Annotated in this window: 28 protein-coding genes; 17 read left to right on the top strand and 11 right to left on the bottom strand. The window is 45.1% G+C overall.

The annotated features are described in order from the left end of the window. Positions 1-118 precede the first annotated feature (118 nt). On the bottom strand, positions 119-430 hold the full coding sequence (locus ACRPK8_RS13305) for a DUF2834 domain-containing protein (protein ID WP_347355610.1): 312 nt from the start codon (positions 428-430) through the stop codon (positions 119-121). Positions 431-636: 206 nt separating this feature from the next. Between ACRPK8_RS13305 and ACRPK8_RS13300 the strand changes: the two genes are divergently transcribed. After that, positions 637-1,461, top strand: coding sequence for a hypothetical protein (locus tag ACRPK8_RS13300; protein ID WP_373954387.1), 825 nt, complete (start codon positions 637-639; stop codon positions 1,459-1,461). A gap of 81 nt (positions 1,462-1,542) precedes the next feature. Continuing rightward, positions 1,543-2,091, top strand: a complete 549-nt coding sequence (locus ACRPK8_RS13295) for a TetR/AcrR family transcriptional regulator (protein WP_347355608.1) — start codon at positions 1,543-1,545, stop codon at positions 2,089-2,091. 3 nt (positions 2,092-2,094) lie between these two features. Here ACRPK8_RS13295 and ACRPK8_RS13290 read toward each other — a convergent pair whose 3' ends face one another. After that, positions 2,095-2,340 carry a hypothetical protein gene (locus ACRPK8_RS13290; RefSeq protein ID WP_373954813.1) on the bottom strand — a complete coding sequence of 82 codons (246 nt, stop codon included), beginning with the start codon at positions 2,338-2,340 and terminating at the stop codon, positions 2,095-2,097. 82 nt (positions 2,341-2,422) lie between these two features. Here ACRPK8_RS13290 and ACRPK8_RS13285 point away from each other — a divergent pair, with 82 nt between their 5' ends. The 3 genes from ACRPK8_RS13285 (at position 2,423) to ACRPK8_RS13275 (ending at position 4,804) form a co-directional block, all read left to right on the top strand. Further along, positions 2,423-3,697 carry a neutral/alkaline non-lysosomal ceramidase N-terminal domain-containing protein gene (locus ACRPK8_RS13285; RefSeq protein ID WP_432238642.1) on the top strand — a complete coding sequence of 425 codons (1,275 nt, stop codon included), beginning with the start codon at positions 2,423-2,425 and terminating at the stop codon, positions 3,695-3,697. Between the two features lie 299 nt (positions 3,698-3,996). Beyond that, positions 3,997-4,245, top strand: a complete 249-nt coding sequence (locus tag ACRPK8_RS13280; RefSeq protein ID WP_290749930.1) for a hypothetical protein — start codon at positions 3,997-3,999, stop codon at positions 4,243-4,245. A 79-nt stretch (positions 4,246-4,324) separates the two neighbouring features. Further along, positions 4,325-4,804, top strand: coding sequence for a DUF4825 domain-containing protein (locus tag ACRPK8_RS13275; RefSeq protein ID WP_373954394.1), 480 nt, complete (start codon positions 4,325-4,327; stop codon positions 4,802-4,804). 54 nt (positions 4,805-4,858) lie between these two features. Here ACRPK8_RS13275 and ACRPK8_RS13270 read toward each other — a convergent pair whose 3' ends face one another. Then, positions 4,859-5,764, bottom strand: a complete 906-nt coding sequence (locus tag ACRPK8_RS13270) for a TerC family protein (protein ID WP_373954396.1) — start codon at positions 5,762-5,764, stop codon at positions 4,859-4,861. 255 nt (positions 5,765-6,019) lie between these two features. Continuing rightward, complete coding sequence (locus tag ACRPK8_RS13265) at positions 6,020-7,222, bottom strand: MFS transporter (RefSeq protein ID WP_432238641.1); 1,203 nt, start codon at positions 7,220-7,222, stop codon at positions 6,020-6,022. A gap of 310 nt (positions 7,223-7,532) precedes the next feature. Here ACRPK8_RS13265 and ACRPK8_RS13260 point away from each other — a divergent pair, with 310 nt between their 5' ends. Both ACRPK8_RS13260 and ACRPK8_RS13255 read left to right on the top strand, forming a co-directional pair. Continuing rightward, complete coding sequence (locus tag ACRPK8_RS13260) at positions 7,533-7,862, top strand: winged helix-turn-helix transcriptional regulator (RefSeq protein ID WP_023468096.1); 330 nt, start codon at positions 7,533-7,535, stop codon at positions 7,860-7,862. A gap of 63 nt (positions 7,863-7,925) precedes the next feature. Continuing rightward, positions 7,926-8,543, top strand: coding sequence for a hypothetical protein (locus tag ACRPK8_RS13255; RefSeq protein ID WP_432238640.1), 618 nt, complete (start codon positions 7,926-7,928; stop codon positions 8,541-8,543). A gap of 57 nt (positions 8,544-8,600) precedes the next feature. On the opposite strand, the gene ACRPK8_RS13250 is transcribed toward ACRPK8_RS13255, so the two are convergent. From ACRPK8_RS13250 to ACRPK8_RS13240, 3 genes are all read right to left on the bottom strand, one after another. Continuing rightward, complete coding sequence (locus ACRPK8_RS13250; RefSeq protein WP_023468098.1) at positions 8,601-8,903, bottom strand: hypothetical protein; 303 nt, start codon at positions 8,901-8,903, stop codon at positions 8,601-8,603. A gap of 113 nt (positions 8,904-9,016) precedes the next feature. Next, positions 9,017-9,709: a hypothetical protein gene (locus tag ACRPK8_RS13245; protein WP_432238639.1), complete on the bottom strand. Its 693-nt coding sequence runs from the start codon at positions 9,707-9,709 to the stop codon at positions 9,017-9,019. 242 nt (positions 9,710-9,951) lie between these two features. Beyond that, positions 9,952-10,245, bottom strand: a complete 294-nt coding sequence (locus ACRPK8_RS13240; RefSeq protein ID WP_432238638.1) for a hypothetical protein — start codon at positions 10,243-10,245, stop codon at positions 9,952-9,954. Between the two features lie 194 nt (positions 10,246-10,439). Between ACRPK8_RS13240 and ACRPK8_RS13235 the strand changes: the two genes are divergently transcribed. After that, positions 10,440-11,357 (top strand): NAD(P)-dependent alcohol dehydrogenase, encoded by a 918-nt coding sequence (locus ACRPK8_RS13235; RefSeq protein ID WP_432238637.1) that lies wholly within the window; start codon positions 10,440-10,442, stop codon positions 11,355-11,357. 94 nt (positions 11,358-11,451) lie between these two features. After that, a complete protein-coding gene (locus ACRPK8_RS13230) occupies positions 11,452-12,201 on the top strand; it encodes a hypothetical protein (protein ID WP_432238636.1) in 750 nt (249 codons plus the stop codon). A gap of 1,474 nt (positions 12,202-13,675) precedes the next feature. Here the strand turns inward: ACRPK8_RS13230 and ACRPK8_RS13225 are convergent. Next, positions 13,676-14,128 (bottom strand): GNAT family N-acetyltransferase, encoded by a 453-nt coding sequence (locus ACRPK8_RS13225; RefSeq protein WP_432238650.1) that lies wholly within the window; start codon positions 14,126-14,128, stop codon positions 13,676-13,678. Between the two features lie 275 nt (positions 14,129-14,403). Between ACRPK8_RS13225 and ACRPK8_RS13220 the strand changes: the two genes are divergently transcribed. Both ACRPK8_RS13220 and ACRPK8_RS13215 read left to right on the top strand, forming a co-directional pair. Then, positions 14,404-15,720: a sensor histidine kinase gene (locus tag ACRPK8_RS13220; RefSeq protein ID WP_432238635.1), complete on the top strand. Its 1,317-nt coding sequence runs from the start codon at positions 14,404-14,406 to the stop codon at positions 15,718-15,720. Beyond that, positions 15,717-16,388, top strand: a complete 672-nt coding sequence (locus ACRPK8_RS13215) for a response regulator transcription factor (RefSeq protein WP_432238634.1) — start codon at positions 15,717-15,719, stop codon at positions 16,386-16,388. Before ACRPK8_RS13220 ends, ACRPK8_RS13215 begins: the two co-directional genes overlap by 4 nt. 40 nt (positions 16,389-16,428) lie before the next feature. On the opposite strand, the gene ACRPK8_RS13210 is transcribed toward ACRPK8_RS13215, so the two are convergent. Next, complete coding sequence (locus ACRPK8_RS13210) at positions 16,429-16,989, bottom strand: YdhK family protein (RefSeq protein ID WP_432238633.1); 561 nt, start codon at positions 16,987-16,989, stop codon at positions 16,429-16,431. Between the two features lie 275 nt (positions 16,990-17,264). Between ACRPK8_RS13210 and ACRPK8_RS13205 the strand changes: the two genes are divergently transcribed. The 3 genes from ACRPK8_RS13205 to ACRPK8_RS13195 all read left to right on the top strand — a co-directional run bounded on the left by ACRPK8_RS13205 (position 17,265) and on the right by ACRPK8_RS13195 (position 20,511). Continuing rightward, entirely contained in the window at positions 17,265-17,588 is a 324-nt protein-coding gene (locus ACRPK8_RS13205) for a four-helix bundle copper-binding protein (RefSeq protein ID WP_432238632.1), read from the top strand. 144 nt (positions 17,589-17,732) lie between these two features. After that, positions 17,733-18,422, top strand: a complete 690-nt coding sequence (locus ACRPK8_RS13200) for a response regulator transcription factor (protein WP_432238631.1) — start codon at positions 17,733-17,735, stop codon at positions 18,420-18,422. Between the two features lie 82 nt (positions 18,423-18,504). After that, positions 18,505-20,511 carry a heavy metal translocating P-type ATPase gene (locus ACRPK8_RS13195; protein WP_432238630.1) on the top strand — a complete coding sequence of 669 codons (2,007 nt, stop codon included), beginning with the start codon at positions 18,505-18,507 and terminating at the stop codon, positions 20,509-20,511. Between the two features lie 279 nt (positions 20,512-20,790). On the opposite strand, the gene ACRPK8_RS13190 is transcribed toward ACRPK8_RS13195, so the two are convergent. Then, complete coding sequence (locus ACRPK8_RS13190; protein WP_432238629.1) at positions 20,791-21,399, bottom strand: LysE/ArgO family amino acid transporter; 609 nt, start codon at positions 21,397-21,399, stop codon at positions 20,791-20,793. A gap of 121 nt (positions 21,400-21,520) precedes the next feature. On the opposite strand from ACRPK8_RS13190, the gene ACRPK8_RS13185 reads away from it, so the two are divergent. Further along, a complete protein-coding gene (locus tag ACRPK8_RS13185) occupies positions 21,521-22,966 on the top strand; it encodes a PLP-dependent aminotransferase family protein (protein WP_432238628.1) in 1,446 nt (481 codons plus the stop codon). A gap of 69 nt (positions 22,967-23,035) precedes the next feature. Here ACRPK8_RS13185 and ACRPK8_RS13180 read toward each other — a convergent pair whose 3' ends face one another. Further along, positions 23,036-23,584, bottom strand: a complete 549-nt coding sequence (locus ACRPK8_RS13180) for a TetR/AcrR family transcriptional regulator (protein WP_432238627.1) — start codon at positions 23,582-23,584, stop codon at positions 23,036-23,038. Positions 23,585-23,799: 215 nt separating this feature from the next. Between ACRPK8_RS13180 and ACRPK8_RS13175 the strand changes: the two genes are divergently transcribed. Together ACRPK8_RS13175 and ACRPK8_RS13170 are read left to right on the top strand one after the other, a co-directional pair. After that, positions 23,800-24,657 (top strand): aldo/keto reductase, encoded by an 858-nt coding sequence (locus tag ACRPK8_RS13175; protein ID WP_432238626.1) that lies wholly within the window; start codon positions 23,800-23,802, stop codon positions 24,655-24,657. Between the two features lie 34 nt (positions 24,658-24,691). Further along, positions 24,692-25,102 carry a cupin domain-containing protein gene (locus ACRPK8_RS13170; RefSeq protein WP_432238625.1) on the top strand — a complete coding sequence of 137 codons (411 nt, stop codon included), beginning with the start codon at positions 24,692-24,694 and terminating at the stop codon, positions 25,100-25,102. The last annotated feature ends 2 nt before the right edge of the window (positions 25,103-25,104 follow it).

Genomic DNA, 25,104 nt, shown 5'->3' with positions numbered 1-25,104 from the left:
TCCTTTAAGTTGTAATCTACCTCTTAGGATACGGTCGAATTCTGTTGATAGACGGAGTCGTTTTCTTAAGTTTGTCTTAAGAAAAACACGTACCGAAGATGCGGCACGTGTCAGAACGTCATGATTTTCGAGTCAACAAATAGAGTAGAGGTCCGAACGCACCAATTGCGAGGGTGATGATTGCCCAAAGTGGAAAGCTTCGTCCCGTACGACGTGTATCATGGCGGAGCCAAACGATGATGAAGAGGGCGCAAAGAATCAGGTCGACGAAAATCTGGAGCATCGCCGTATTTTGTGTCGCTTCCGCAAAGATGCCAAGTACACCAAAGTCAATGATCGAAAACGCAGTTAAAACAGCGAATGCGATCGTAATGATGAGCAATAAAGGTTTCGGGATGGTGTCTACAAATGAAGCTTGAGATTCTTTCATGAAGGATCCTCCTTATAAGTGTAGTGTTCACTACAAATAAATGTAGCATGTACTACAATCGAACGTCAATCGAGGATACGCAGAAGGAAAGTTATTACCCTGTTCCGTCAAATAACGAAATGTGATGCTGTTAAATTTGGTATAATACGGAAAAAGGAACGTAGGATGACGAGAAGGGACGGAGCGAACATATGAAGGTAAAGCGATTGCGAACAATCTTCGCCTGTAGTGCGGCTGTAGTCGTATTGATGAGTGGAGCGAGTATCGGAAGTGGAAGCAGTCTTGTCGAAGCAAAAGTGATCCAGACGAAAAAAGCGTTTGATTACAAAAAATACCGTGCCGATCAATTGAAGGTCATCACGAAGTACGGCAACATCTTATCGGATCTTAGCTCCAAATCCCCAATCAAAATTCCTTCTTATTATCAAAATGAAGCATATCGGACTGCGGTCGAGCAGTATAATCCGAAAGTAGAAAAATACGATTCAGATAACGTGAAGGAGTCAAGAAAAATCAGAGCGATGCGAGTCGATCTAAAAGCAGTCGATACCTCGTCAGAGAAAAAAGCGTTCGATAAACGAATGTCCGCAATGAAAAAAGAAGTCAAACGACTCGTCAAGGTCGAGCAGGCATTAGCGAAGGAAAGCAAACCACTGTATCAAGAAGTCATGGATTACGAGCGACATCAAATGGAAGCATTCGTCGCCCAATATGGACCGATTGATCCGACTTTGACGTTGATTAAATTACTTCCATACGTACAGGAACTCGAACGAAAACTGATCAAGAAAAAAATCAGTAAGCAAGACCGGATAGAGCGCGTAGATCGCGCAGCTGAAGCGATGGGACGAGAACGTGAGACGTCGAGTGGACGCGTCGGACCGGAACGTGGGAAAATGACGATCTTGATTTACGAGAATAAATTCGAGGAAGCAGCAGTTGTCTTTGAAGAGGCGAAACAGCTGACGAAAGATGAGAACGTCCGACTCGATCTTGCTTTTAAGAAGATCATCAATCGCTTTTTAAAATGAAGCATCCTTCGTGGATGCTTTTTTGCGTAGTGTCCGTTTCCTAAAATCGAGTATGATGGAAAGGGAAGGAGTCGATCGGATATGGATAAATTTGAACAGAAGCGACAGGACTATACGCATCACATCGCACAAGCGACGTTAGCATCAAGCATCAAGGAGATGAGTCTCAAGAAGATGGCGACCGCTGCCGGGACGAGTGACCGGATGCTGATGCATTATTTCAAGGATAAACAAGATATCGAGACCGCCGTGTTGACTGCGATCAGTCAGGAATTGATTGACTTGCTGCAACAACCGGATCTAAAACTCGAGTTCACGGCATTCGTCCGTTTTCTGCGACAAGCAATCGATGAGCCACGAATCAAGCCGTACTTAAATCTTTGGTTCGAGATCACCCATCTTGCGACGAGTCAGGGGGAACCGTATACGTCGATCACGCGGACGATTGGGGAGTCATTCGACAACTGGATTAAACAGATTTATGTGCCGGCAGAAGGAGAAGATGTCGAACAGCAGACTGCGTTGCTCTTTGTCTTTACTGAGGGGCTCGTCGTCTTGAATAAAATCGGCTTACAAGAGCGGATGGACGCTGCGGTTGAGGCGATGATTGATCTATACGAAAGAGCATGAATTTCATAAATCATCTTCGATTTCAATCCATACTTGATAGAATACCTCTGTATCGAGTGGGAAAATCGCGGTATGAACTCGAAATTCAGAGACTTGTGCTAAATAAAAGGCAAGAATCGCAGCAACCTTAAAGTCTGGCGTACCATAACCAGTAATCGACCGACCGTGGATCTCATTTGCAATCGAGTCTGCCCAAACTTCGGCTTCACGAAATGTCTTGAACTGAATCATCTCTTCCTTCCAACGAATCGACATTTTCATGTCCTCCTCTACTGTAGTTAATGTTAGTATATGGAAGAAATAGTGTGTTACTCAAGGGGGAACGTCAGACATGAGTCGTTTTGGAATGCATCGGGAAGAAATCAATCCGCCGCTCGGTGCCGCCTTCATCGGTTATCACCGAGAAGTCGGTATTGCAAGCATACACGATCCGCTATATGTCACAGCGAGTATCTTTGAAAGCGAGCAGACGACATCGGTCTTCGTCAGCATCGATAACATCGGCATGCTCGTCGCCGATACGGATGTCATCCGTGAAGGAATCGCGGGTCAGCTAGACGTGTCGAAGGAACAGATCACAGTCGTTTACACGCATACGCATTCGGGACCAGCGACAGCAGGAAACGAACCGTTGACCGTCGCCTATAAAACGATTTTGACGCAACAAGCGATCGTATCTGCCGTCAAAGCAAGCGAAGTGATGCAGTTGGTCGAGATTGGTTGGGGTGTGACGACCGGAAAACTCGGCGTCAACCGACGGGAGAAAATAAATGGACAAGCGGTGATGGGAACAGATCCGTCTGGGGTGGCGGATGACCGAATTGGAACATTGTTAATTCGTCGGACCGGTGATGCGAGTCTCGTCGGAGCGTTTGTCTTTTGTACGGCGCATCCGAACGTCTTGAAATCAGACAGTGTCGTCTTATCCGGTGATTATCCGGGCGTCGCTCGAACGATCCTCGAACAGGCACTCGGCTGCCCGGTCGTGATTGTTCAAGGCGCGACGGAGAACATCAATGCGAAATATCGTGGTGACATAGAGAGTCTTCAAAAAATGGCGTTTACTTTAAGTGGTCATGTCTTGACGACGATTCCAGCTGTGTCGTTTCAACCGTTAACGCACCACCGGATTCAGTCTGTGATTTATCCGATGCGCTTAACCGAAGTACCGGTTGCGGACGTATTGCAAGACATGGCAACTTACGCTGAACAGACATGGGGCGTCAGTGCAGCACGCTGGTTGGCATACGTTCAGGAACGATCGGGAGCAACACTCACCATCCCGCTCGAAGTTCAATTGTTTGAACTAAACGAAGGGTCGTTCTCAGGCATTCCGATGGAGCCGTTCTGTGAGACAGCGCTACAGATAAAGCATATCCGTCAAACGGAACTCGCTTTTTTCGGGGGCTATACGAACGGTTACATCGGTTATTTGCCAACTGTGGAAGAACATCCGTATGGGGGTTATGAAGTGGCAATCAATCCCGTCGTCTACGGTCCAGTGACAGGGCTTTGGATGCCACCTGTACCGGGAACGGCGAACGATATCGTGCATCGTATCCAACAACTCTATGAAACGAACAACAACCCGGCTTTTCTCCTTTGAGAGGCCGGGTTGTTGTGATTACGACTTGATTTTTTTGATGATCCAGAATAAAGCGAAAACAAATCCGCATGTTAGGAAGATAAATAAAAAGAGCAGAATGAGTAAGTTAGACATTTGTAGCATCGGAGACCTCCATGAATAGGTACAGCTGGATTTTCGAACTTTTCGAATAGTAATAGAGTAACATAGGAATTAACAAAATATAGGTAAATAGGTTGTTGTTTTAGATATTTCTTAATTTATTTTCTTATTATATAAAAATAAGTTATTTTATTACATTTAGAAAAAGAGGGAATAACATGATCATCAAAAGATTTATTCTTAGTTTTGTCATCACTTATTTATTCCTCAGTTTGCTTTTATCCTTTAGCATCGGATATACGATCGATTGGATTCCCGAAGCAACTTTGACTCAAAAGATAAAAGGGTACGTCATTGAAGGGTTCACTCGTTTTAAAATTATAAAGCTTTTGATTGCTACAGGTGGAGGTACTGGGTACAGCCTACTCTACTTAAAACAAAGGGCATCGAGTTTATCAAAGCGTTGATTTCCTTTATTTTGAAACTTTTCTTTGCTTGATTCGTTTATTAGGATGAGAACGAGTCAACGTATTGGGGGAAATAAAAATGAAAAAGACTGTTGGTGCAATCATTTTAGCGAGCGGCATGTTGATACTCAGTGGTTGCGGAACAGCAGCAACACAAACCGATTTATTTGAACAACAAGGTACATATCTAGGAGATAATAGTAGCGTACGAGACATCGTCCAACAGCTACCACACGGTAATCAGTTGAAGAAGATGGAACTTGAGACAAAGGACAAGCCATATCAACTGACATTGCGTTACGGTGGGTATACAGAAGGACAGGTCGAACAAAAAAGTACTCGTACAGCAATCTATAATGCGACGGCACTGTTCACGCTGATTCCGAATGTCGACCAAGTCAACATGACGATCGAAGATGCTTCGTATCACTTCACGAAACAAGAGCTACGCGATTGGTATGGAAAGGACTTTACAACTTACAATAATGAAAAAGCCTTAAAGGCATTCACGAAGCCTTTTATTGAGGATGAACGGAAAGTAAAAGAAATATTAAATTGAAACGAAAAGTGGAAGTAGATGAATTGTTCATCCCTTCCACTTTTTTGATATTGATTATTTTCCCGGCTTCGTCTTATAGAAGCTGTAGAAGACACTGATTAGGATGACGAGGACTATCGTACCGAGCGACATCCAGATTGGCATTTTGTAGACGTCACTGAAAATCATCTTCGCTCCGATGAAGACGAGCATGAAGCTTAAACCGTGTTTCAAGTAGTAGAAACGATCAATCAAGTTCGCGAGGACGAAGTAGAGACTACGAAGTCCAAGGATTGCCATGATGTTCGCATAGAAGATGATGAACGGATCACGCGAGTACGCGAAGCTTGCAGCGACTGAGTCGACGGCGAAGACGATATCCGAGATCTCGATGAAGATGAGCGCGATCAAAAGTGGCGTGAAGAACAGTTTCCCATCAATTCGTTTTGCGAACTTACCAGACGAGATGTCTTGTGTAATTGGTAAACGTTTCTCTAACCAACGAATCGTTTTGTTGTCTTCGAGCGACGTCTCTTGACCGATGTTCTTATACATCATCCAACCCGTGTAGACGAGGAACGCTCCGAAGATGTAGTACACCCAAGCGAAGTTCTCAAGCAACGAAACACCAGCGACGATGAAGATGACGCGGAAGAAGATTGCACCAAGAATACCCCAGAACAAGACTTTGTGCTGGTACTTCAATGGAATCGCGAAGTACGCAAAGACAAGTGAGAAGACGAAAACGTTATCGATCGCGAGAGCCTTCTCGATGAAATAAACGCTCGTATATTCGACAGCAGCGGCGCTACCTTGGTCGAAGTAGAGCCAGCCTCCGAAGGCGACGGCAATTGCGATCCAGACGAACGTCCACGTCCAGGCCTCCCGAAGCGAAACTTCATGTGCCTTACGATGGAAGACTCCAAGGTCAAGGGCGAGCATGATGAAAACGATGGCTAGAAAAGCAATGAGTAGTGTCAACAGCGCTTCCTCCTTTAAGGTAATTAGTTATCTTGAATTAATTATAAGTTCATAAGAACTCGAAAGTAAAGGGGTAAATGTGCTCTTTTTTGAAATTGTGAACAAAATCCGCCAAAGGCACTGTTCATGCGAACAGTGCCTTTGGCGGATTACGTGAGTGGTAGAGAATGCGGTACGATGAAATAGCGAGCGTATCGATGATTGTAGCCGAGCTCATCGTACACTCATGCGATCGTTAAGCATAAAAATCTTCTTTTACTGCCGTTCGAGACGACGTGAGACACCAGTCAAGATGACGGCAAGAATGACCATGATACCGCCGACCCATGGCGTGTGGACGAGTCCGATCGTATCGGTGACAAGACCACCGATCGTTGCGCCAAGTGCGATGCCGATATTGAAAGCTGCAATATTTAAGGCAGAGGCGACATCGACTGCTGCTGGGACGTATTTTTCAGCCAATTGGACGATATAGAGCTGGAGTCCGGGGACGTTCATGAAGGCAAGAAGCCCCATTAAGATAATACCGATGATGCCAGCGACCTTGAACGGAATCATGAACGAGAGCGCAATCATGACAATGGCGTGGATGATGAACATATAAAACAATGCTTTAATCGGGTTACCGTTTGCAAGTTTTCCGCCGACCGTGTTCCCGATCGCAACCGCAATCCCGTAGACGAGCAGAATGATACTGAGTAAGCTTGGACTAATTTTCGTGACGTCCTGCATGATCGGCGTTAAATACGTAAAGGCAACGAACGTCCCACCGTAACCAAGAGCAGTGATTAAGAAGCCGAGCATCAAGCGTCCGTTCGTTAACAGTTTGAACATGTCGGAGAACTTCGCAGGTGGTGATTGTTTCAAGTCTTTTGGAATCAAGAAGAAGCTTGCGATGATTGCAATGATTCCGAGTGCAGCAACCGCGAAGAACGTCGCGCGCCAGCCGAACGATTGACCAATGAATGTACCAAGCGGGACACCCGTGACGGTCGCGACCGTCAGACCGGTAAACATCAAGGCGATGGCACTTGCTTTTTTATGCTCCGGTACGAGCTGGACAGCAATCGTCGCACCGATCGAGAAGAAGACACCGTGCGAAAAGGCAGTGATGAAACGGGCGACGATCAACAATTCAAACGTCGGTGAGATCGCGGAAATCAGGTTACCGGCGATGAAGACGACCATCAATGCCATCAGTAACGTTTTCCGGTTCATCCGGTTCGTTAGTGCTGTCAAGATCGGAGCACCGACGGCGACACCGATCGCGTAACCAGAGATGATGAGACCAGCGAGTGTGATACCGATATTCAAGTCACCAGCGATCGCTGCGAGCAGTCCGACGGGAACGAATTCAGTCGTACCGATCCCAAAGGCGCTGATTGCTAGAGCGAGCAGGGCAAGTCCGCCGTTTCTTGGAGCCTGTTCCTCCTGTACCCGTTGATTTAATTGATTCATGGGGATTCCTCCTAAAATGATTTCAGTAGGGATCGTATTCAGTGGGCCCGACCGAACATGATCCGATTGACATGACCCCAGCATAACGGGGGTTGTTCCTTTCGGGAAGTACGTACTTTAAAGTGCGATAGGCACTAAAAAGTACCCTACTCGTTCTTTTGGATGCAAGGTCTAAAAGGAGATTGTACTTTCCATTGACAATTGCTATCATATAGCCAGTAAATCCGCTTGGGAAGTACGCACTTTCAAGTACGGTAGGCACTAAAAAGTGCCTATGCCCTCAACGGAATCACGAAAGGATGGAACGAACATGCCATACAATATCCCAGTCGAAGCAACACTTGAAGTCATCGGTGGCAAGTGGAAGGTCGTCATCATGTGTCATTTGATCAAAGGCGAGCGCCGAACGAGTGAGCTTCGTAAGCTGATGCCGACGATTACACAAAAGATGCTAACGCAACAATTGCGCGAGTTAGAAGAAGACGGCGTCATCATCCGGACGGTCTTTGAACAAGTCCCACCGAAAGTCGTCTACTCGTTATCCGAGTACGGCTGGTCGCTGAAGCCGATTCTTGACGCGATGTGTGCATGGGGAGAAGGGCATATTGATTTGACGGGTGGAGAAGTCGTCTCGTCATGACGAACAAAAGTGAGTCTCACTCGAGGCTCACTTTTTTGAATACATATACAAGGTGGGGGAAAAATGGAGCAATCAATCGTTCAGTTCGATTCGATTACCATTAGTTTTGAGGATAAAGCAGGTAGACGGAAGTCAATCGATGAGTTTGCACAAGGATTCGAGCATGGCATCTTATTTTTCGGTCATCCACCGGAAACCAACGACATCAAAGTCGTCTTGGAGCTGAAGACGAACTTTGGTGAACGGACGTTTCGTTTTAACTTTTGCCGGATGGACCGGGCAATCGGTCATTATCTAATTGATGGGTTGGTTTGGAAATGGGTCATCTTGTGGGAATGGTATTACCAGGAGGATTATCATACGGGTGAGTCGTTCCATGTCAATCGTCCAAAGAAAGAACTTCGTGATTTTTATCGACAAATCGATGTACAAAATGAGATCTGTTCGAATGATTATTTAGAGTCAGGCATTCACGAGGAGGACGTATCGTGTACGGATAGTTATACAAATTTTGAAAACCTAGATTGGGTCACCGAAGGAGATCCGATTAATACATTAGAGCGGATGCGGAACCAAGGTGTCTTTTTCGAGTATTACTTTAAGGTGTGGATCGATTTAGAACTTTCATTACCCGCGATTCGACGCGTCATGGATGAATTGTATGCACATACACCTGAATAATGCTTAATCAAATGAGCACCGCTCCCTCTGTCATTGACAGAAGGAGCGGTGTTTTGGTTAAAACGCTTTACGTTGACCTTTTAGAATCGTCTGTTGCAGAGGACCAAAGTCCCCCGGAACCGTCCGTTCCATGAACAGGTACGGTTTTCCATCGACGATGAATTTGCGATCGCCAAGATACTCGAAGTGGCGACCGTCATCCTTTAATCTTCGCTTAACAGCTTGAATATGGTCTTCATGATGGATAAACCGCTCGTTAAACGTCATGACGATGTTTCCTTTTTTGAATCCGAGTAAGAAGACGTAGTAGAACCAATATCCAACGAGACAAATACCAACGGCCAATAACAAATCATACATGTGTGTCGAGCTCCTTTCGCTTATACAGATTTTTACGAATATTTATGTAAAAAGATTCAATCAATTTCAATTAAAAGTAAAAAAGTATTCATCCGAAGATGAATACTCGTTATTTATTTTTGAGCAATATATCTCTTTTGATCGAAATCATATTTAAATTCAACGATCATCCAATCATCACCCGTAGGATTTCGATACGAGTAAAAGAGTGATGTCTGTTTTTCTGGATATTCGACTGTACTGTCATTATAGGCTTTTCCGATCTTAGAGTAATCTTCTGTGCGGTGAGCCGTCATGACACCTAGCCCCTTACCAGAAAGAATACGATCGAATTCAGCTATCGTCATGCCTGGTTTAAATTTCTTTCCAGGTAAGAGTCGCTTTTTCGAAGACGTTTTAGGGGTGTATTCCTTTTGCGCAAGATATAACGTGTGACCTTCTTGTTTCGTTTTGAAGATCAGATGCATGCGCTGTAAAGACCAATGATCGTTTTTTTCATCGTACGGATAAAATGAGAAAGCGTATAAAGCATAGTCGTCTTTGATTTCACTCAATACTACATCATGATTGAGTGTCGTGACGCCATGTTCTTTCTGTATGTATTTCTTATATGATTTTCCGTAGAGCGATTTTGCGACGTCTGTCGCGGTCATACCGAGTTTTAGTTTTTTGTACGACGTATATTCCTTAGTCGCCGCGTCGACAGAATGAGGTGCGAAAACAGCACCAATCATCGAAAGCGTGAACAGAAGCGCGAAGAGTACTTTCAACTGAATAAGGTGTAATTTTTTCGTACGTGCCATCATGATTGTGTCTCCTTTGACAAACTTATTAAAAACCGTGCGTTTCTTTTCGTTTAAGATACAAGAGTAGTCCGAGGGTAACGAAAAACCCAATCGCACCTATGATTCCGATGAACAGGAAACCAATGAGATCATTACCGATATTCTTTTGAAAAAAATAGGATGAACCAAAAATCGCAGTGGTAATCATGAAAATGTTGCGTAGGTGGCGAAGTACTTGGACTATCATGGAGAACCCCTCTTTCTTAGTCTTTCGTTCGACGGATTTCAGTTGCAACAATCGAGTCTTCTTCAAACGTCACTTGAATCGTGTCCCCCGTCTGAATGGCAGCCGTGTAATTCGTTTTGCCATATACGATCGTATCCGTTGTCAGGCGTATTTTTGTCAATGCATACTGTTCGTCCGGTTTTTGTTCGCTCGGAGCAACGAATAACGTATCCCCTGTAATTTTCTCGACGATACGTGCATCGTTCTCGTGTGTACAGCCACCAAGCGGAAGACAAAGGAGTAGAATAAAAGCGAAAAGCCAATGACGCATCGGCATGAACTAGGCACCTGCTTTCGTCAGTTAATAGCGTGAAATAAAATTGTATTATTACATAAAATTTACCATTTTCAAAACCGATTGATGTAAAATAAAAAAACTTTCTTGTTCTTGAATAACAGGAATTCAGAACGAAGTCGGCGTATGATTAAGGTACTACCATCATCTCGATCAGAGGAGGAAATACGATGAAGGCAGCGATCTGTACCCGCTACGGACCACCAGACGTCTTGCACATAACAGAGGTACCTCGTCCGGTTCCGAAATCGTCCGATTTGCTCATCAAAGTGTATGCATCTGCCGTCCATTCCGGAGATCGGCGTATGCGTTCGCTCGATGTTCCACTGTTAGGAAAACTTCCGATGCGTCTGGCTGTCGGTTTCAAGCGACCGCGACAACTGATTCTCGGCGTCGTCCTTGCCGGGGAAGTCGTCGGAGTCGGTAAGGACGTCAAACAGTTCCGAATCGGTGACCGTATCCATGCTTTGACCGGTTTTGGCTTCGGTGGATACGCGGAATATGCGTGTGTGTCGGAGAAGCGTTGCTTGTCTAAAATCTCGCAGCACGCATCGTACACGGAAGCGGTCTGTCTCCCGTTCGGTGGTACGACGTCGCTCCATTTCTTTCGAAAACTCCAAATTGACCAGATGAAGACAATCTTGATTTACGGTGCGTCAGGTGCTGTCGGAACGGCTGCCGTTCAAATCGCCAAAGCAAAAGGGCTGCAGGTAACGGCAGTCTGTAGTGGCCGAAACGCGAAGCGGGTCAAAGCGCTCGGTGCTGATCACGTCATCGATTATACGAAGGACGGTTATGACGGCTTGTTACTAAAGTATGATGCCGTCTTCGATGCGTCCGGAAAGATCAATAAGACGCAAGCGAAAAGACACGTCAAACAAAACGGTGCCTTTGCATCTGTTGCGGGGCAAGGTGTCGCTAAAGAACGGAAAGAAGATCTACACTATTTAAATGAACTGCTTGAAGCGGGACGATTCAAAGCCGTCATCGACCATATCTATCCGCTCGATGAAATCGTCGAAGCCCATCGCTACGTTGACTCCGGACAAAAGTTCGGAAACGTCGTCGTGTTAATAGCAACCGAATAATTCATCGAACCACCTGAGGCAGGTGGTTTTTTTGCGTTTATCCAATATATGTTAAAATGAAATAGGCTATTTTAGGAGGGAGGATCTAGCGATAATGAAACAGATTCATGCATTTGAAACCAAAACGGACTATGCCAAATATGAAGCGGTCACGGATCACTTTCGTACACGATTGGACGAGTATCAAACCGTCTTACGCAAGAAGTATCAACTGATCGACGTGCCGAAAGGAATCGTCTGGACGTCAGCTGAACTCGCAACGACCGTCTTCTCGGACATTCCGATTCCAGCATTTACGAACAAGGACTTGATCTACATATCACCAGACGTCGTAGAATGGAGGACGTTGTTTTTGTCGCAACTCGATGGGAAGGACGTACCGCACATCCGAGCGTTCTATGAGACGCTCGCCGAAGACCACGTCTTGACGATTGCAGGTCATGAACTGACCCATCACATAGACTTGTTCGTTGATGAGTTTGACGATGAGAGAGAAGACGGAATCTGGTTCGAAGAGGGAATGTGTGAGTATCTGCCAAGGAAGCATTTGTTGTCGGACGAAGCATTCAAGCAGATCACGGCAATCGAGACGGAACTCGTTGAGCTTTTTCAAGAAGAGTACGGAAATCGGTCGATTGATCAATTTGGCAGTGCATCATATGCCGGTAGTCTGTCGAGTATCATGTTTGATTATTGGCGGAGCTTTCTCGCAATCCACTATCTCATCGAAGAGAGGTATGACGGGGACGTCTTACGTGTTTTTGAAGCATATCGGAACTGGCATGAACAGGGGCGGATTGTGCCGCTATCGGAATACTTTGATCTTCAAACGGTAAGTCGCTAAGCTGTGTTTGTAGTGGAGGAGGACGTATGAGTCGTTACAGTATGCTTTCGTTATTTGCATTCTTCTGTTTTTGTTCCTTATTTTTCGTGATGAAGAGCGGCGTCAGTCTGAAAGGGTTTGGAACTGTCTATATCCTGCTTCTGTTTATCATTCCGTTAGTCGGTGTATACACAGGGTACAAAACAAAGCACCGAATACTCAAGTGGGAATTCGTCTGCATCCATCTCATTACGTTGTGTATGATGTCCTATTTGCTGTTACTGGCTTACGGTATTTCGGAGCCGTAAAAATGGATGAAATGAAAAGGTCAGCTGATTCTGTGGAACAAAGGAATCAACTGACCTTTTATGTTATGTAGCGCAAAACAAGTTATCACCGCGAAAGCTAGCTTCGCTTCGGCAAACTAGTCGTCGTGCCCATCTCAATGAAACAAGAAAAGCTGTTACGGATGATCGGAAGACGATCCATCATAACAGCGCTTGAATCATCCAATTAAAAATCAACACCGACTAATTTTAAAATGCCATACATGATCAGCATGGCGAGAACTGTCGAACCACCAAAAGCAAATTGATATTTCAATGATTTGTTCATAATAAGTCCTCTCTTTCTATGACAATTGAAGGAATGACTTTAGATGTTGACTCCGACTAATTTGAGAATGACGATGATGGTGATAGCCGAGAGTGCAAAAGAACCGGCAAAAGCAAGTTGTTTTTTCAAAGGGATTTCCTCCTCATGAAAGTGTTACCATTAGTATGTCATTAAACGAGATATATGTAAAAATAATTCCAAATAATTACGCGGTTTCTTAGCACGAGGTTTCATGAAGGAAATGACAACATCCCTACTCTTCTTTTCGTCAAGAGAGTAGGGATGTTGTTTGATGACTTAGAAATAGTGATAGCTAGTTTTGAAATCAAATATTGATTGATATGAAGGATCGAAAAAAATATATACGAACCGTCTACAAACGTCACATGTGTTGATTTTAAAGTACATTATATCAAGCTAAATAAAAGTTGAGGCTGTTGGGAGAGTAAGTGATCGTCTTCGACATAACTATGATAGGACAATGACGAATCGTTCATATGGAAGAGCGTCAGCTGTCGACTTTCGAAGTCCACTTCTTCTATGTAGACGAGTTCTTTGCTACTCCCAGAATCACTGGTTTGACGCATGGATAAGGGAGTTCGTTCCCGTAAAGCAATGAATAACATGACTTCCATTTTGTAAGTCAAAGGAACGGAAGACCCATTATGAAGAGAGATGGATGAATCGATGGAAAGGCAAATCGGTGGGTTCATCGTGTGTAATGACGCAGGATGAGTCATTTCTTTTTGAAGGTGCTGCATGGTGGACCTCCTTATAATAAGAACGTATGTTCATATTATGCGGTGTGAATCCATTTTTTGCAATCTCAATTCAGGTGAATCGTATAAATTTTTACTTCTATACCGGTTTTAAAACGACCTTATATGTCTTGTGATAACCGAATCATATCGGTACACCGTATCCCATTTTCGATGATGTTTTCTTCATCGTGTCTCAAGAAAAAGTTCCTGTCGACTCCGACAATCCGGAATCCATATTTTTGATAAAGTGCCAACTGACCGATGCTTGAATTGCCTGTCCCGATGTCGAGAGTTCTATATCTGAGTGTTTGCGCTACACTACCTGCATGTTGCAACAGCTTCCTTCCGATTTCTTTTCCTCGATATAACTCGTCAACCGCGAGATTTACGATTTCAATCGTTTGCGGTCGAGTCGGAAGAAGGACATACACACCGATTCCTTGATTCTTCATTTCAGCTACATAACCATAACCTCTTTTTAAATACTCTTCGACGATTTGACGAGAGGGATCCGCAGTCAGCAAAAGCTCCATTGGGGGATTTTCTAGGACGGACAGCTGACGGATGTTGATTTCCATACATCGACACTTCCTTTCTAGGATTCCTTTTTACCCTTGAATCGTTACAATCATTTTATAGGATCGAGTAGCAGGAAATCTTTGATTTGAAAGATGAACTTTTTGTACATCATTCATGACAGGATTACAATGAAATCAATCTTACAATCAAACTACATTATTTTTTCACAAGTTGACGGTAAAATTAAGAAGAATCTAGGCGAATTCAGAAGGTCTACCATGCAGGCTGCACGCGAGGGAATAAGTCAGTAACAATGGAAAGGATTAGTATGAGCAAACTAACATTAAAGATCACACTCTTTTACTTTTTAGGCATTTTAGCCATTTTTGCATTGTCTTCTGCTGTCGTTTATAACATGTTAGAACATCAACAAGTGGGAAGTGAGTTAAATCGGCTACAGGACCGAGGGGACAGTCACCGGAATGTGCTGTCGACGAATGCTGACCGGCAAACGATCCAACACGTGATCATGATGGAGGAAAAAGCGATGACGGACGTCATCATCGTGGGAAAGAACAACCAACTCATCGGATCTTCCAACGAAGCAGGACGTTTTTTCCAACAAGACTGGATTCAAAAAAAAGATGGGATCGTAGCAGGCGACTGGCGTGCAGGACGATTTTTAGTGACGATCAGTCATGCAGACAACGGGATTAAGGTTGTCATGCTGGAGCCGACGAGTTACATTCAACACCTGATGCGCGAACTGAAACAACAGGTCGCCTTTTCACTCTTTCTTTTGATGCTCTTTTTATTAGGGAGTGTTTACTTTTTGAGCTATATGGTCATTCAACCCTTACTCTCGATGAAGGAGGCGACTATTAAATTAACGAAAGGCGATACATTGAAGATTAAGGAAGCGGACCGGAAAGATGAGGTAGGTGATTTGGCGCGAGCGATCACGAAGTTGTCCATTGACCTCCAGCATATTCAAAATACGCGTAAGCAGTTTTTGACTTCGATCACGCATGAACTGCGTACCCCGATTACATATATCAAAGGGTACGCAGGATTGTTACAGAAAGACGAAACGCGCTTCGGAGATATCATCTATGAAGAATCCGAGCGGCTTCAAATGTTGATCGACGATTTGTTCGAACTGGCCCGCATGGAAGAACCGCACTTTCAGATTGAGCCTGAACCGACGGAAATGAACGGGTTCCTACAACAGATTAGTGAGCGGGTGCAGTTGAAATTTGAAGAAAAACAAGTGAGGTTAGTTCTGAATACAAGTAAAAAAAATCTCATCAAACATATAGACCACGCCCGGTTCAACCAGGTGTTGCTGAACTTACTAGACAACGCACTGAAATATACGCCGGCTCATAAATCCGTCTTTTTGAAGCTGAGCGATCAGCAAATCGAAGTCAGCGATGAGGGCGGAGGCGTACGAGAAGAAGCGCTCCCGTACCTGTTCGACCGCTTTTACCGAGCGGATTCATCACGAAATCGTGATACGGGTGGAACGGGTCTCGGGCTGGCGATCACAAAGGAAATCGTAGAGGCGCACAACGGAAGCCTCACAGCTACGAATGCGGGGAACGGATTAAAAGTAGTCATCGACTTGAGGGGGATTTCGGGATGAGGACGATTGCATTAGTGGATGATGAAGACCGGATGCTCGAATTACTGGAGTTGTACCTTGAAGCCGATTACCGGTGCAGGAAGGTAAAAAGCGGACAGGGTGTACTGGACCTCCTTGAAGTTGAGGCGCCGGATTTAATCATTTTAGACGTCATGATGCCTAAGATGGATGGTTTTGAGACGTGTGAACGTATCCGGCGGATGTCGAACGTACCGATCATTCTTTTGACTGCGTTAGATGGAAAAGAGGAAGTCGTCAAAGGGCTGCACTTGGGGGCGGATGACTATATCGTAAAACCGTTTGACGGAGAAGAGTTGAAGGCACGGATTCAAGCAGTGTTCAGGCGTTCAAGGGTCTCGTCAGGCACAGAAATCGAATCAGCTGGATTAGTATTGAAAGAGGAGTCGCATGAATTGTATTATCACAATCAACGAGTGAAAATGACACCGAAAGAGTTTTATTTGCTGGCGAAACTCATTAAAAATCCAGAGCGTGTCTATTCGCGCGACGAATTGCTGAATAGTCTTTGGTCCACGAATGACTGGACGGATGAACGGACTGTCGATTCCCACGTCAGAAACTTAAGGGATAAGTTGAGACGGTTTGAGTTTCCGGTGGAAGACCATCTTCGAACAGTTTGGGGCGTCGGCTATAAATGGATACGTTAATAAAAGACGCGGCAGTGACCGCGTCTTTTTGGGCTAAATCTTATTCGGCAGCTAACTCATCTTCAGTGACCCATTTATGGTTCGTGACTTTTTCACCAGTCGTTGATTCGAAATCAATCATGTAAACAGTCGTCTGCTCTGCAGAATCAATGGTTGCAGTAGCACCCTTCATCCCTTCCATGTGATCGGCAGTGACTTTTACGTCATCACCAATGCTGTACGGTGCAGATGTGGCGTCTGCGATTTCTTCTTGAATGATCCATTTGTGATCGGTGACGCGTTTTCCGCCATCAGTCGGATCATAGGAGATGCTGTAGGCTGTCGTATCATAAGCGCCGACGATTTTTGCTTCAGCGTCCTTCATGCCTTCCATATGCGCCTCTTTAATCATGGCCATATCGCCGACCTTGAATTTAGGATCTTTTGCTTCTTTTAACCCTTTCGGAACTTCCTTAGAGCCGGACATGTCCATCGTCGAATGATCCATGCCCTCCATGTTTTTTTCGGACTGTGACTCATCGCTACTTTCCCCACATGCTGCAAGGGCAAGGGCTAACGATGCTGCCATCGTCGTCATCAACATCTTTTTCTGTAATTTCATTCGAATGACCTCCTTAAGACTATTCCTGCATTTATAGACTGTAGCATAGAAATATGCAGAAACTTTGCAGAAAGCGGGTGAATGGCACATTGCAGTCTTCTTAGGGCGTCCGGTGCTCGATGTTCAGATCAGCAACGAGGGAACCGATTTTTAACGATTAGGCAGGATAAACGATAAATAAATGAAAAAATGGATACATTTCATCATTTTTTCACAATTGGGGGAAAACCTTTTAAGTGTCACTTCACATCATTTTAAGAAAGGGGAGTCAAGTCATGAAGGCAGAACAAAATGAATTAATCGATGCCTTACAAAATTGTATCGTTACATGTAATACCTGTTTCGATGCATGCCTATCGGAGGAACATGTCTCAGCCATGACTGATTGTATCCGACTCGATCGTGATTGTGCGGATATTTGCAGTTTGTTGGTTCAAGCTGTTGTTCGAAATAGCAGTCAGGTCACTACACTTGCAGCAGCTTGTATCGAGATATGCGAGAATTGTGCCCGTGAATGCGCAAAACACGATCATGAACATTGTCAGAATTGTGCAGAGGCATGCCTTGCCTGTGCGAAACACTGTCAACAACTCGTCTGAACCGTCTGCCGAAAATCATAAGGAAACAAACATCTACTCTGACCTAAAGACCATGGCATCATTTAGAAGGGTAGATGTTTGCTGTTCTTATCCATTATTATAGATGAATGAAAAGTGGAACTTTAGACAGAGGTGGCGGGGACAATGGAAAAAATTTTGATTGTTGATGATGAGGTGCGGATGCGGCAGTTACTAAAGCTTTATCTTGAGCCGGTCGGATATGCCTGCAGCATGGCAAGTGACGGTGAAGAGGCGCTCGACAAAGTGAAGAAAGAGACGTTCGACTTAATTCTGCTAGATGTGATGATGCCACTCTTTGACGGATTCGAAGTCTGTAAAAAGATTGCGGATACTTATCCGGATCTTCCGATTATCATGATTACAGCGCTTGATGATGCTGAATCCATTGTTAAAGGACTCGATGCAGGGGCAGCGGATTATGTCACGAAACCATTCAACGGAGACGTACTGCTGGCGAGGGTCCGGTCCGTACTGCGAAGAAAGCCGAAACAAGCCATTCTCTACGAGGGACTCGTTTTCGATGAGGCGAATGAATTGATTTTACTCAATGGGAAAGCAGTTGATTTCACACCAAAGGCGCATGCTTTGATGCGTTTATTTTTGCAGCATCCCGGCCGCCTGTTCAATCGGTTGGAATTGTATGAATTTGTTTGGTCCTATACATCGGAATCGGATCCGCGAACGGTCGATTCCCATATCAAGATGATCCGAGAAAAATTAAGAGCACTTGATTATCCGATCGATCAGCATTTGAAGACGTTTTGGGGGCGGGGGTACCGCTGGAATGAGACGGATGAGGACGCGAACGTATAAAAGATAGCAAGAGACTCTTCTTGACTCAAAATGGCTTCATACATACCGCAAGCAGGTATAGAGCATGGAAGGGGTTGTTTATATGGCACATCATCATGGTAGTCATTCACACAAGCATCAGACCGAGCAGATGCAGCACAATCATGCAGGACACGACCATATGATTGAAGACTTTAAGAAGCGATTTTTCATCTCGTTGATTTTGACCATTCCGATTGTATTGCTTTCAGGGATGATTCAGGAGTGGACTGGACTACGCATTCATTTTCCGTACGACGATTTCGTCCTACTTCTTTTATCTTCCTGCATTTATTTCTATGGAGGGTGGCCCTTCTTGAAAGGAAGCATCGATGAATGGCGCCAGAAAAATCCGGGAATGATGATGTTGATCGGATTAGCAATTAGTGTTGCTTATTTTTATAGTGTCGCTGTCATTTTGGGTTATGGACAAGGACATGATTTCTTTTGGGAATTGGCGACGTTGATCGACATCATGTTACTCGGACACTGGATTGAAATGAAGTCCGTCATGGGTGCCTCCAATGCGCTACAAGAACTCGTTAAGTTGTTGCCGAGTGTCGCGCATCGGATAAAAGACGATGAGACGGAAGATGTGCCGGTCTCCGAATTACAGGCGGGTGATCGGATTCGGATCAAGCCGGGGGAACAGGTACCGGTCGACGGAAAAATCGTGGAAGGAACGACGACGGTCGATGAATCGATGTTAACGGGGGAATCGCTTCCAGTGGATAAACAAGATGGGGATACAGTCATCGCCGGATCCATCAACCAAGAGGGCGGTCTGACGGTCGAAACGACAGGTACAGGAGAAGGGACTTATCTCTCAAAGGTAATCAGTCTGGTCAGCGAAGCCCAGTCTACTAAATCACGTACGCAGAATTTGGCCGACCGGGCTGCGAAAATGCTGTTTTATGTCGCCGCGGGATCCGGGATAGTGACGTTCTTAATTTGGATGGCGCTCGGTTATTCTGTCAGTACGGCAATCGAACGGATGGTGACGGTCATGGTCATTGCATGTCCGCACGCACTTGGTCTAGCGGCTCCCCTCGTAGTAGCCGTCTCGACTGCACTATCTGCTAAAAATGGTCTACTGATACGAAACCGGACACAATTTGAAGAAGCACGAAACCTAAACGCCATCATCTTCGATAAAACGGGAACATTGACTCAAGGTCGTTTTGGGGTGACGAACGTCATCACTTACGAAGGTGTGGGTGAAGAAGAGGTCTTACGCCTCGCTGGAGCAGTCGAACAATCGTCCCAACACCCGCTAGCAAGGGGTGTCCTGACTGAGATGGAAACCCGTAATCTTTCTTTACCGTCCGTTGACGGCTTTCGTTCGATGACAGGGGTCGGGCTCGAAGGATATGTGGACGGTGTCCATGTTCAGGTCGTCAGCCCGCGATATGTACGGGAAAAGCAATTCGATTTTGATACGTCAACATTTGAAAGCTTGTCTGAAGAGGGAAAAACAGTCGTCTTCGTCTTGAAGGAAAAGCAGTTAATCGGCATGATGGCTCTCGCGGATCTGGTTCGGGAAGAAGCGAAAGAAACCATCCAGGCATTAAAGGAAAAAGGCATCCAGTCCATCATGTTGACCGGTGATAACCAAAAAGTGGCGTCATGGGTCGCTGCGCAACTCGATATGGATCAGGTCTATGCAGAAGTGTTACCGGATGATAAATCACAACAGGTAAAACACGTCCAGACCGAAAGAAAAAAAGTAGGGATGGTAGGAGACGGAATCAATGATGCGCCTGCTCTCGCGCAGGCGGATGTCGGCATAGCAATCGGAAGTGGGACAGATGTGGCTGTCGAAACGGCGGATATCGTGCTGGTGAAAAGTAACCCGAAGGATGTTCTTACGATTATCGAATTGTCACAAAAAACGTACAATAAGATGATCCAAAATCTGTGGTGGGCTGCCGGGTATAACATCATTGCGATTCCATTGGCTGCGGGGATCCTTGCGCCAATCGGGATTATACTGTCTCCGGCGATTGGAGCGGTGCTGATGAGTCTTAGTACCGTCATCGTCGCAGTCAATGCAAAAACGTTACGGATTTGATGTAGAGATGAGATCGATTGACTGCATAGCTCTTGTGCGTGAGTACGAACGGATGAAATCGAAAAAGAGATAAAAACACCTGTTCGTGAGAAATTACCGCTCACGGACAGGTGTTTTCGATTTCAGCTATAAAAATGAAAGGCATTTGAAGTAATTTGTTGTTAAAATGAGTTTGTATCTGCTCGGGTATGAACAAATCCCCTTCACTGTCCTCAAAAGTGATGGGGATTTGAACTATCAACATGATCATAATCCAAAAGTGCTGTTTTTTTGACCGAATTAAAGGATCTGGGACAGGATATAGACTGCCATGAACCAAATGATTAATGCTGACGCTTGATTGATACGTTTAAAAACCAATCCGTTGTGATCGATGTCTCCGACTCTTTTTCCGACAATCGCTAATGCCAGGAACCACATCCATGAGACCGCTATAGCGCCCGCTGCAAACAGCCATTTCTCGCCCCCACTGTATAACAGTGAGTTCGTGCCAATGACGCCGACTGTATCTAAAATCGCATGCGGATTTAATAAGGAAACGGAAGCAGCAAAGGCAACTTGCCGGCTATAACTGAGAGGGCTACGCTGTTGATCCGAACGATCATTCGGAACGGTGCGCCACATCACCCACCCCATATAACATAAAAACAAAAAGCCAACCAAAAACAGTCCACTTTTTAACCATGCCAACTGAAAGAACATGACAGAGACACCAGTAATCGCTCCGCTAATCAGCAGTGTGTCACACAAAGCAGCAGTAAGGACAGCAGGGAGAGCATCACCGAGATGACGCTGGTTTGCCCCCTGATTGAAGATGAAGATGTTTTGGACACCTAGTGGTAAGATGAGACCAAAGCCTAACAAAATTCCATGAATGACTGAATACATATTTCTCCTCCTAACGTGTATTTCTGTATGATAGTGGAGGACAATCAAGATGTCTCCAACCAATTGGATAGTCGGGACCCCAACCAGTTTAGGAACGAACTAGATCAAAGGAAGTGACAAAGTGACAATACAAGTTTGGAGACCGAAGAAGGAATCATCTGTTCCATTACATCATCAGATTCAAGAACACATTCGACGAAAAATCAGTACTGGAGAATGGCCGACCGGATTCAATCTGCCGTCGCAACGAAAGTTAGCGAGTCAATTTGAAGTCAATCGTAGTACCGTCATCACGGCACTAGAAGAGTTGAAGGCGGACGGTTTGCTGGAGACGAAAGCTGGAAGCAAAACAGTGGTTGGGAACAATACCTGGAATATTCTTGCCTCCGGAACACCGGATTGGGAAGGGTACGTAAAGTCCGGTCTACATTCACCGAATCTGCATATGATACAGGAAATCAACCGGGCAGAGGCGGATCCTGGAATCATCCGACTTGGCACTGGTGAACTTTCACCAGACTTGTTGCCTGAACAGGAAATGCAGTCGATGATGCAAGAAAAAAGAGTGCTTGAACTCGGGTATCTTGAACCAAAAGGTAGTTACGGTTTACGCGAGGCAATCAGCGGCTATTTAAAAGAGAGGCAGGTCGACGTATCGCCCGAATCCATCCTGATTGTGTCAGGAGCCATTCAGGCATTGCAGTTGATAGCTGTTGGATTACTTCGTAAAGGGTCGACGATTCTTCACGAGACACCATCCTACCTGAATTCAATTCATGTCTTTCAATCGGCAGGGATGCAGCTACATGGTATTCCTCTCGACGGGAACGGCATGCAGGTCGAGTCGATCGACCGGTTGAAACGGCGATATGATGCATCGTTGTTATATACGATTCCTTCTTTTCACAATCCAACAGGAACGGTGATGTCAAAACAGAGACGAAACGATTTGTTGAAAGTGAGCCATGAGGCTATGCTGCCAATCATTGAAGATGATGTGTATGCAGAGTTATGGTTTGATGAAGAACCGCCACTGCCGTTAAAGGCAAACGATGCTAACGGGAATGTAATTTATCTCGGAAGTGTCTCGAAGTGTTTAAGCCCGGGCTTACGGATTGGTTGGGTCGTCGGACCGGAACCGGTCATCAACCGACTGGCTGACATCAAGATGCAGACGGATTATGGTTCCAGTTCAATCTCACAGCATTTAGTTGAAACATGGATCAGGAGCGGTACGTATCGGGCACATTTCGAGCAAGTTCGCATGCAGTTAAAAGAACGACGGGATGAGGCGCTCGCTGTGCTCGAGCGGTACTTCAAATCACTGGCCACTTGGCATGTCCCAAGAGGAGGATTTTACATCTGGCTGAAATTCAATGAAGTCATTTCAATCAAAAAACTGTTCGATTTAGCATTAAAAGAGGGGATTTTACTAAATCCCGGAATCATTTATGACAAAACGGATCACCGGCATCTTCGAATTTTCTATTCCTATGCTTCCAAAGAGAAGCTCGAAACAGGATTACGCCGCGTCTCCGAATTGGTTGAGCAATGTAGAAACGCATGAAGCAGGTGAATGTAACGATTCACGCTTCATGCGTTTTTTTGTCCTGCTTTTCGTGTAAAAAAAGTCTATTCAATCGAAGTTCCGGTCCAGTAAGATCCCCGTCTGTTTTGCCATCAGCCGGGCGGATACCGGCATATCATGCTTGAACCACCACTCGACTGCGCCAACGGTGGCTGAAGCAAAAAATTGAAGAAACAACTCTTCCTCGAGTCCATTGTTTTTCCCCTGCACCGTATCCACTTCCATCCGAAATTCCTCTACGACGAGTGCAATAAATTGTTTTCTGAAATGAGGAGCACCTTTGCTGTTCAACATCGTTGAAAAGAATCGCTGGTGCTGTTCGAAGTAGTCATACCAGACATAGTTCCCCTCCTCGAACGAAACATCGGCCGCCCCTTGACATAAGACGCGCAATTCATCGATATGCTCTTCAATCATGCTATTCAACAAATCATATTTATCCGTGTAATGCAGATAGATCGTTCCCCGATTCAAGTCCGCTTCATCGGCAATATCCTGAATCGTGATGCTATCAAAATCTTTTTCGGCCATGAGAGTGGTGACGGCACTTTTGATTGCTGCCTGGCTTTTAGCAATCCGTCGATCCATTTTAGGCATAATTCTTCCTCCTATCCCTGTGTTAATCAACACGATGCGTGGTTCTGTTGAGTAATCAACGAAACGCATGATTTTAACCATTGTATTCAAAGTGAGGCTATTTATAATTATAGACACATGTTGATTAATCAATCCACATCGTTTTTTGAGTAAGTCCGTTTCAAAAGGTGTAACCTCTTCAAACAAGGAAAGAGGTAAACAAAGGAGTGAATGATATGTTGAAAGAAACGTATGCATTAGCAAATGGGATCAACATCCCGAAATTAGGTCTTGGCACATGGATGCTCGATGATGGACAAACCGCACAAGCCGTGCGGGATGCACTGGGTACCGGCTACCGGCATATCGATACAGCACAAGCCTATATGAATGAAGCAGGTGTCGGCGAAGGAATCCGTACAAGTGGTGTAGCGCGCGAAGAGGTATTCATCACGACGAAAGTGGCAGCTGAGGCAAAAAGCGTTGAGGCAGTCGAAGCGTCCATTGAGGAGTCACTTCAGAAGTTAGGCACGGATTATATTGATCTATTAATCATTCATAGTCCACAACCATGGGAGACGTTTCGGGGAGAAGCACGTTACTTCGAGGAAAACAAACAGGTCTGGAAAGCGATGGAAGATGCGTATGCAGCGGGTAAAGTCAAAGCAATTGGTCTCTCGAATTTCCTCCAGGATGATATCGAAAATATTCTTGAATCGTGTGAGATTAAACCGATGGTGAATCAAATTTTAGCCCATGTCAGCCATACACCGATGGAACTGATTGCCTATTGCCAAGAGCACGGGATTCTTGTCGAGGCGTACTCGCCGATTGCACATGGTGCTGTCCTTGAACATGCAGAAATTCAATCCATTGCAAAACGGTATGATGTGTCAGTTGCTCAACTGTGTCTGCGATACGACATCCAATTGGGACTCGTCGTCATTCCGAAAACAGCCAATCCCGACCATATGAAAATCAATGGAGAGATCGATTTCGTCATTCGTGAGGAAGATATGGAAATCCTGAAACAGATGGCACCAATCGAAGACTACGGTGAACATGGCTTTTTCCCGGTATTCCGTCAGAAGTAAGTCAAACGCGTCAAAATAAAGGAGGAACATTAACATGAAACACGAAGAAGTGAAAACGAATAGCACGTTTCCGGTAGGAGAACCAAACGAAGCATTTGCTAAATTTTTTGTCGGTCAAAGTTATCTGGCATCACTTGCAGCAGATCCTGCACTCGATGTGATGATTGGCAATGTCACGTTTGAGCCGGGTTGCCGGAACAACTGGCATATCCATCGGGGCGGCTATCAAGTCCTGCTCGTCACGGGCGGAGAAGGATGGTATCAGGAAGAAGGAGAGGACGCACGATTCCTCACAGCAGGTGATGTCGTCATAACGCATGATGGCGTGAAACATTGGCACGGTGCGTCAGCGGATAGTTGGTTCCAGCACATTGCAATCACAGCTGGTACACCGGAATGGCTGGAAGCTGTCTCGGAACATCAATATCAACAAGTACATGCATGATG

The sequence above is a fragment of the Exiguobacterium sp. TDN 0502 genome (genome assembly GCF_050846835.1).
Lineage (GTDB): Bacteria > Bacillota > Bacilli > Exiguobacteriales > Exiguobacteriaceae > Exiguobacterium_A.
The sequence above is the reverse complement of the archived record's forward strand: the minus strand, read 5'-3'. Positions and strand labels throughout refer to the sequence as shown.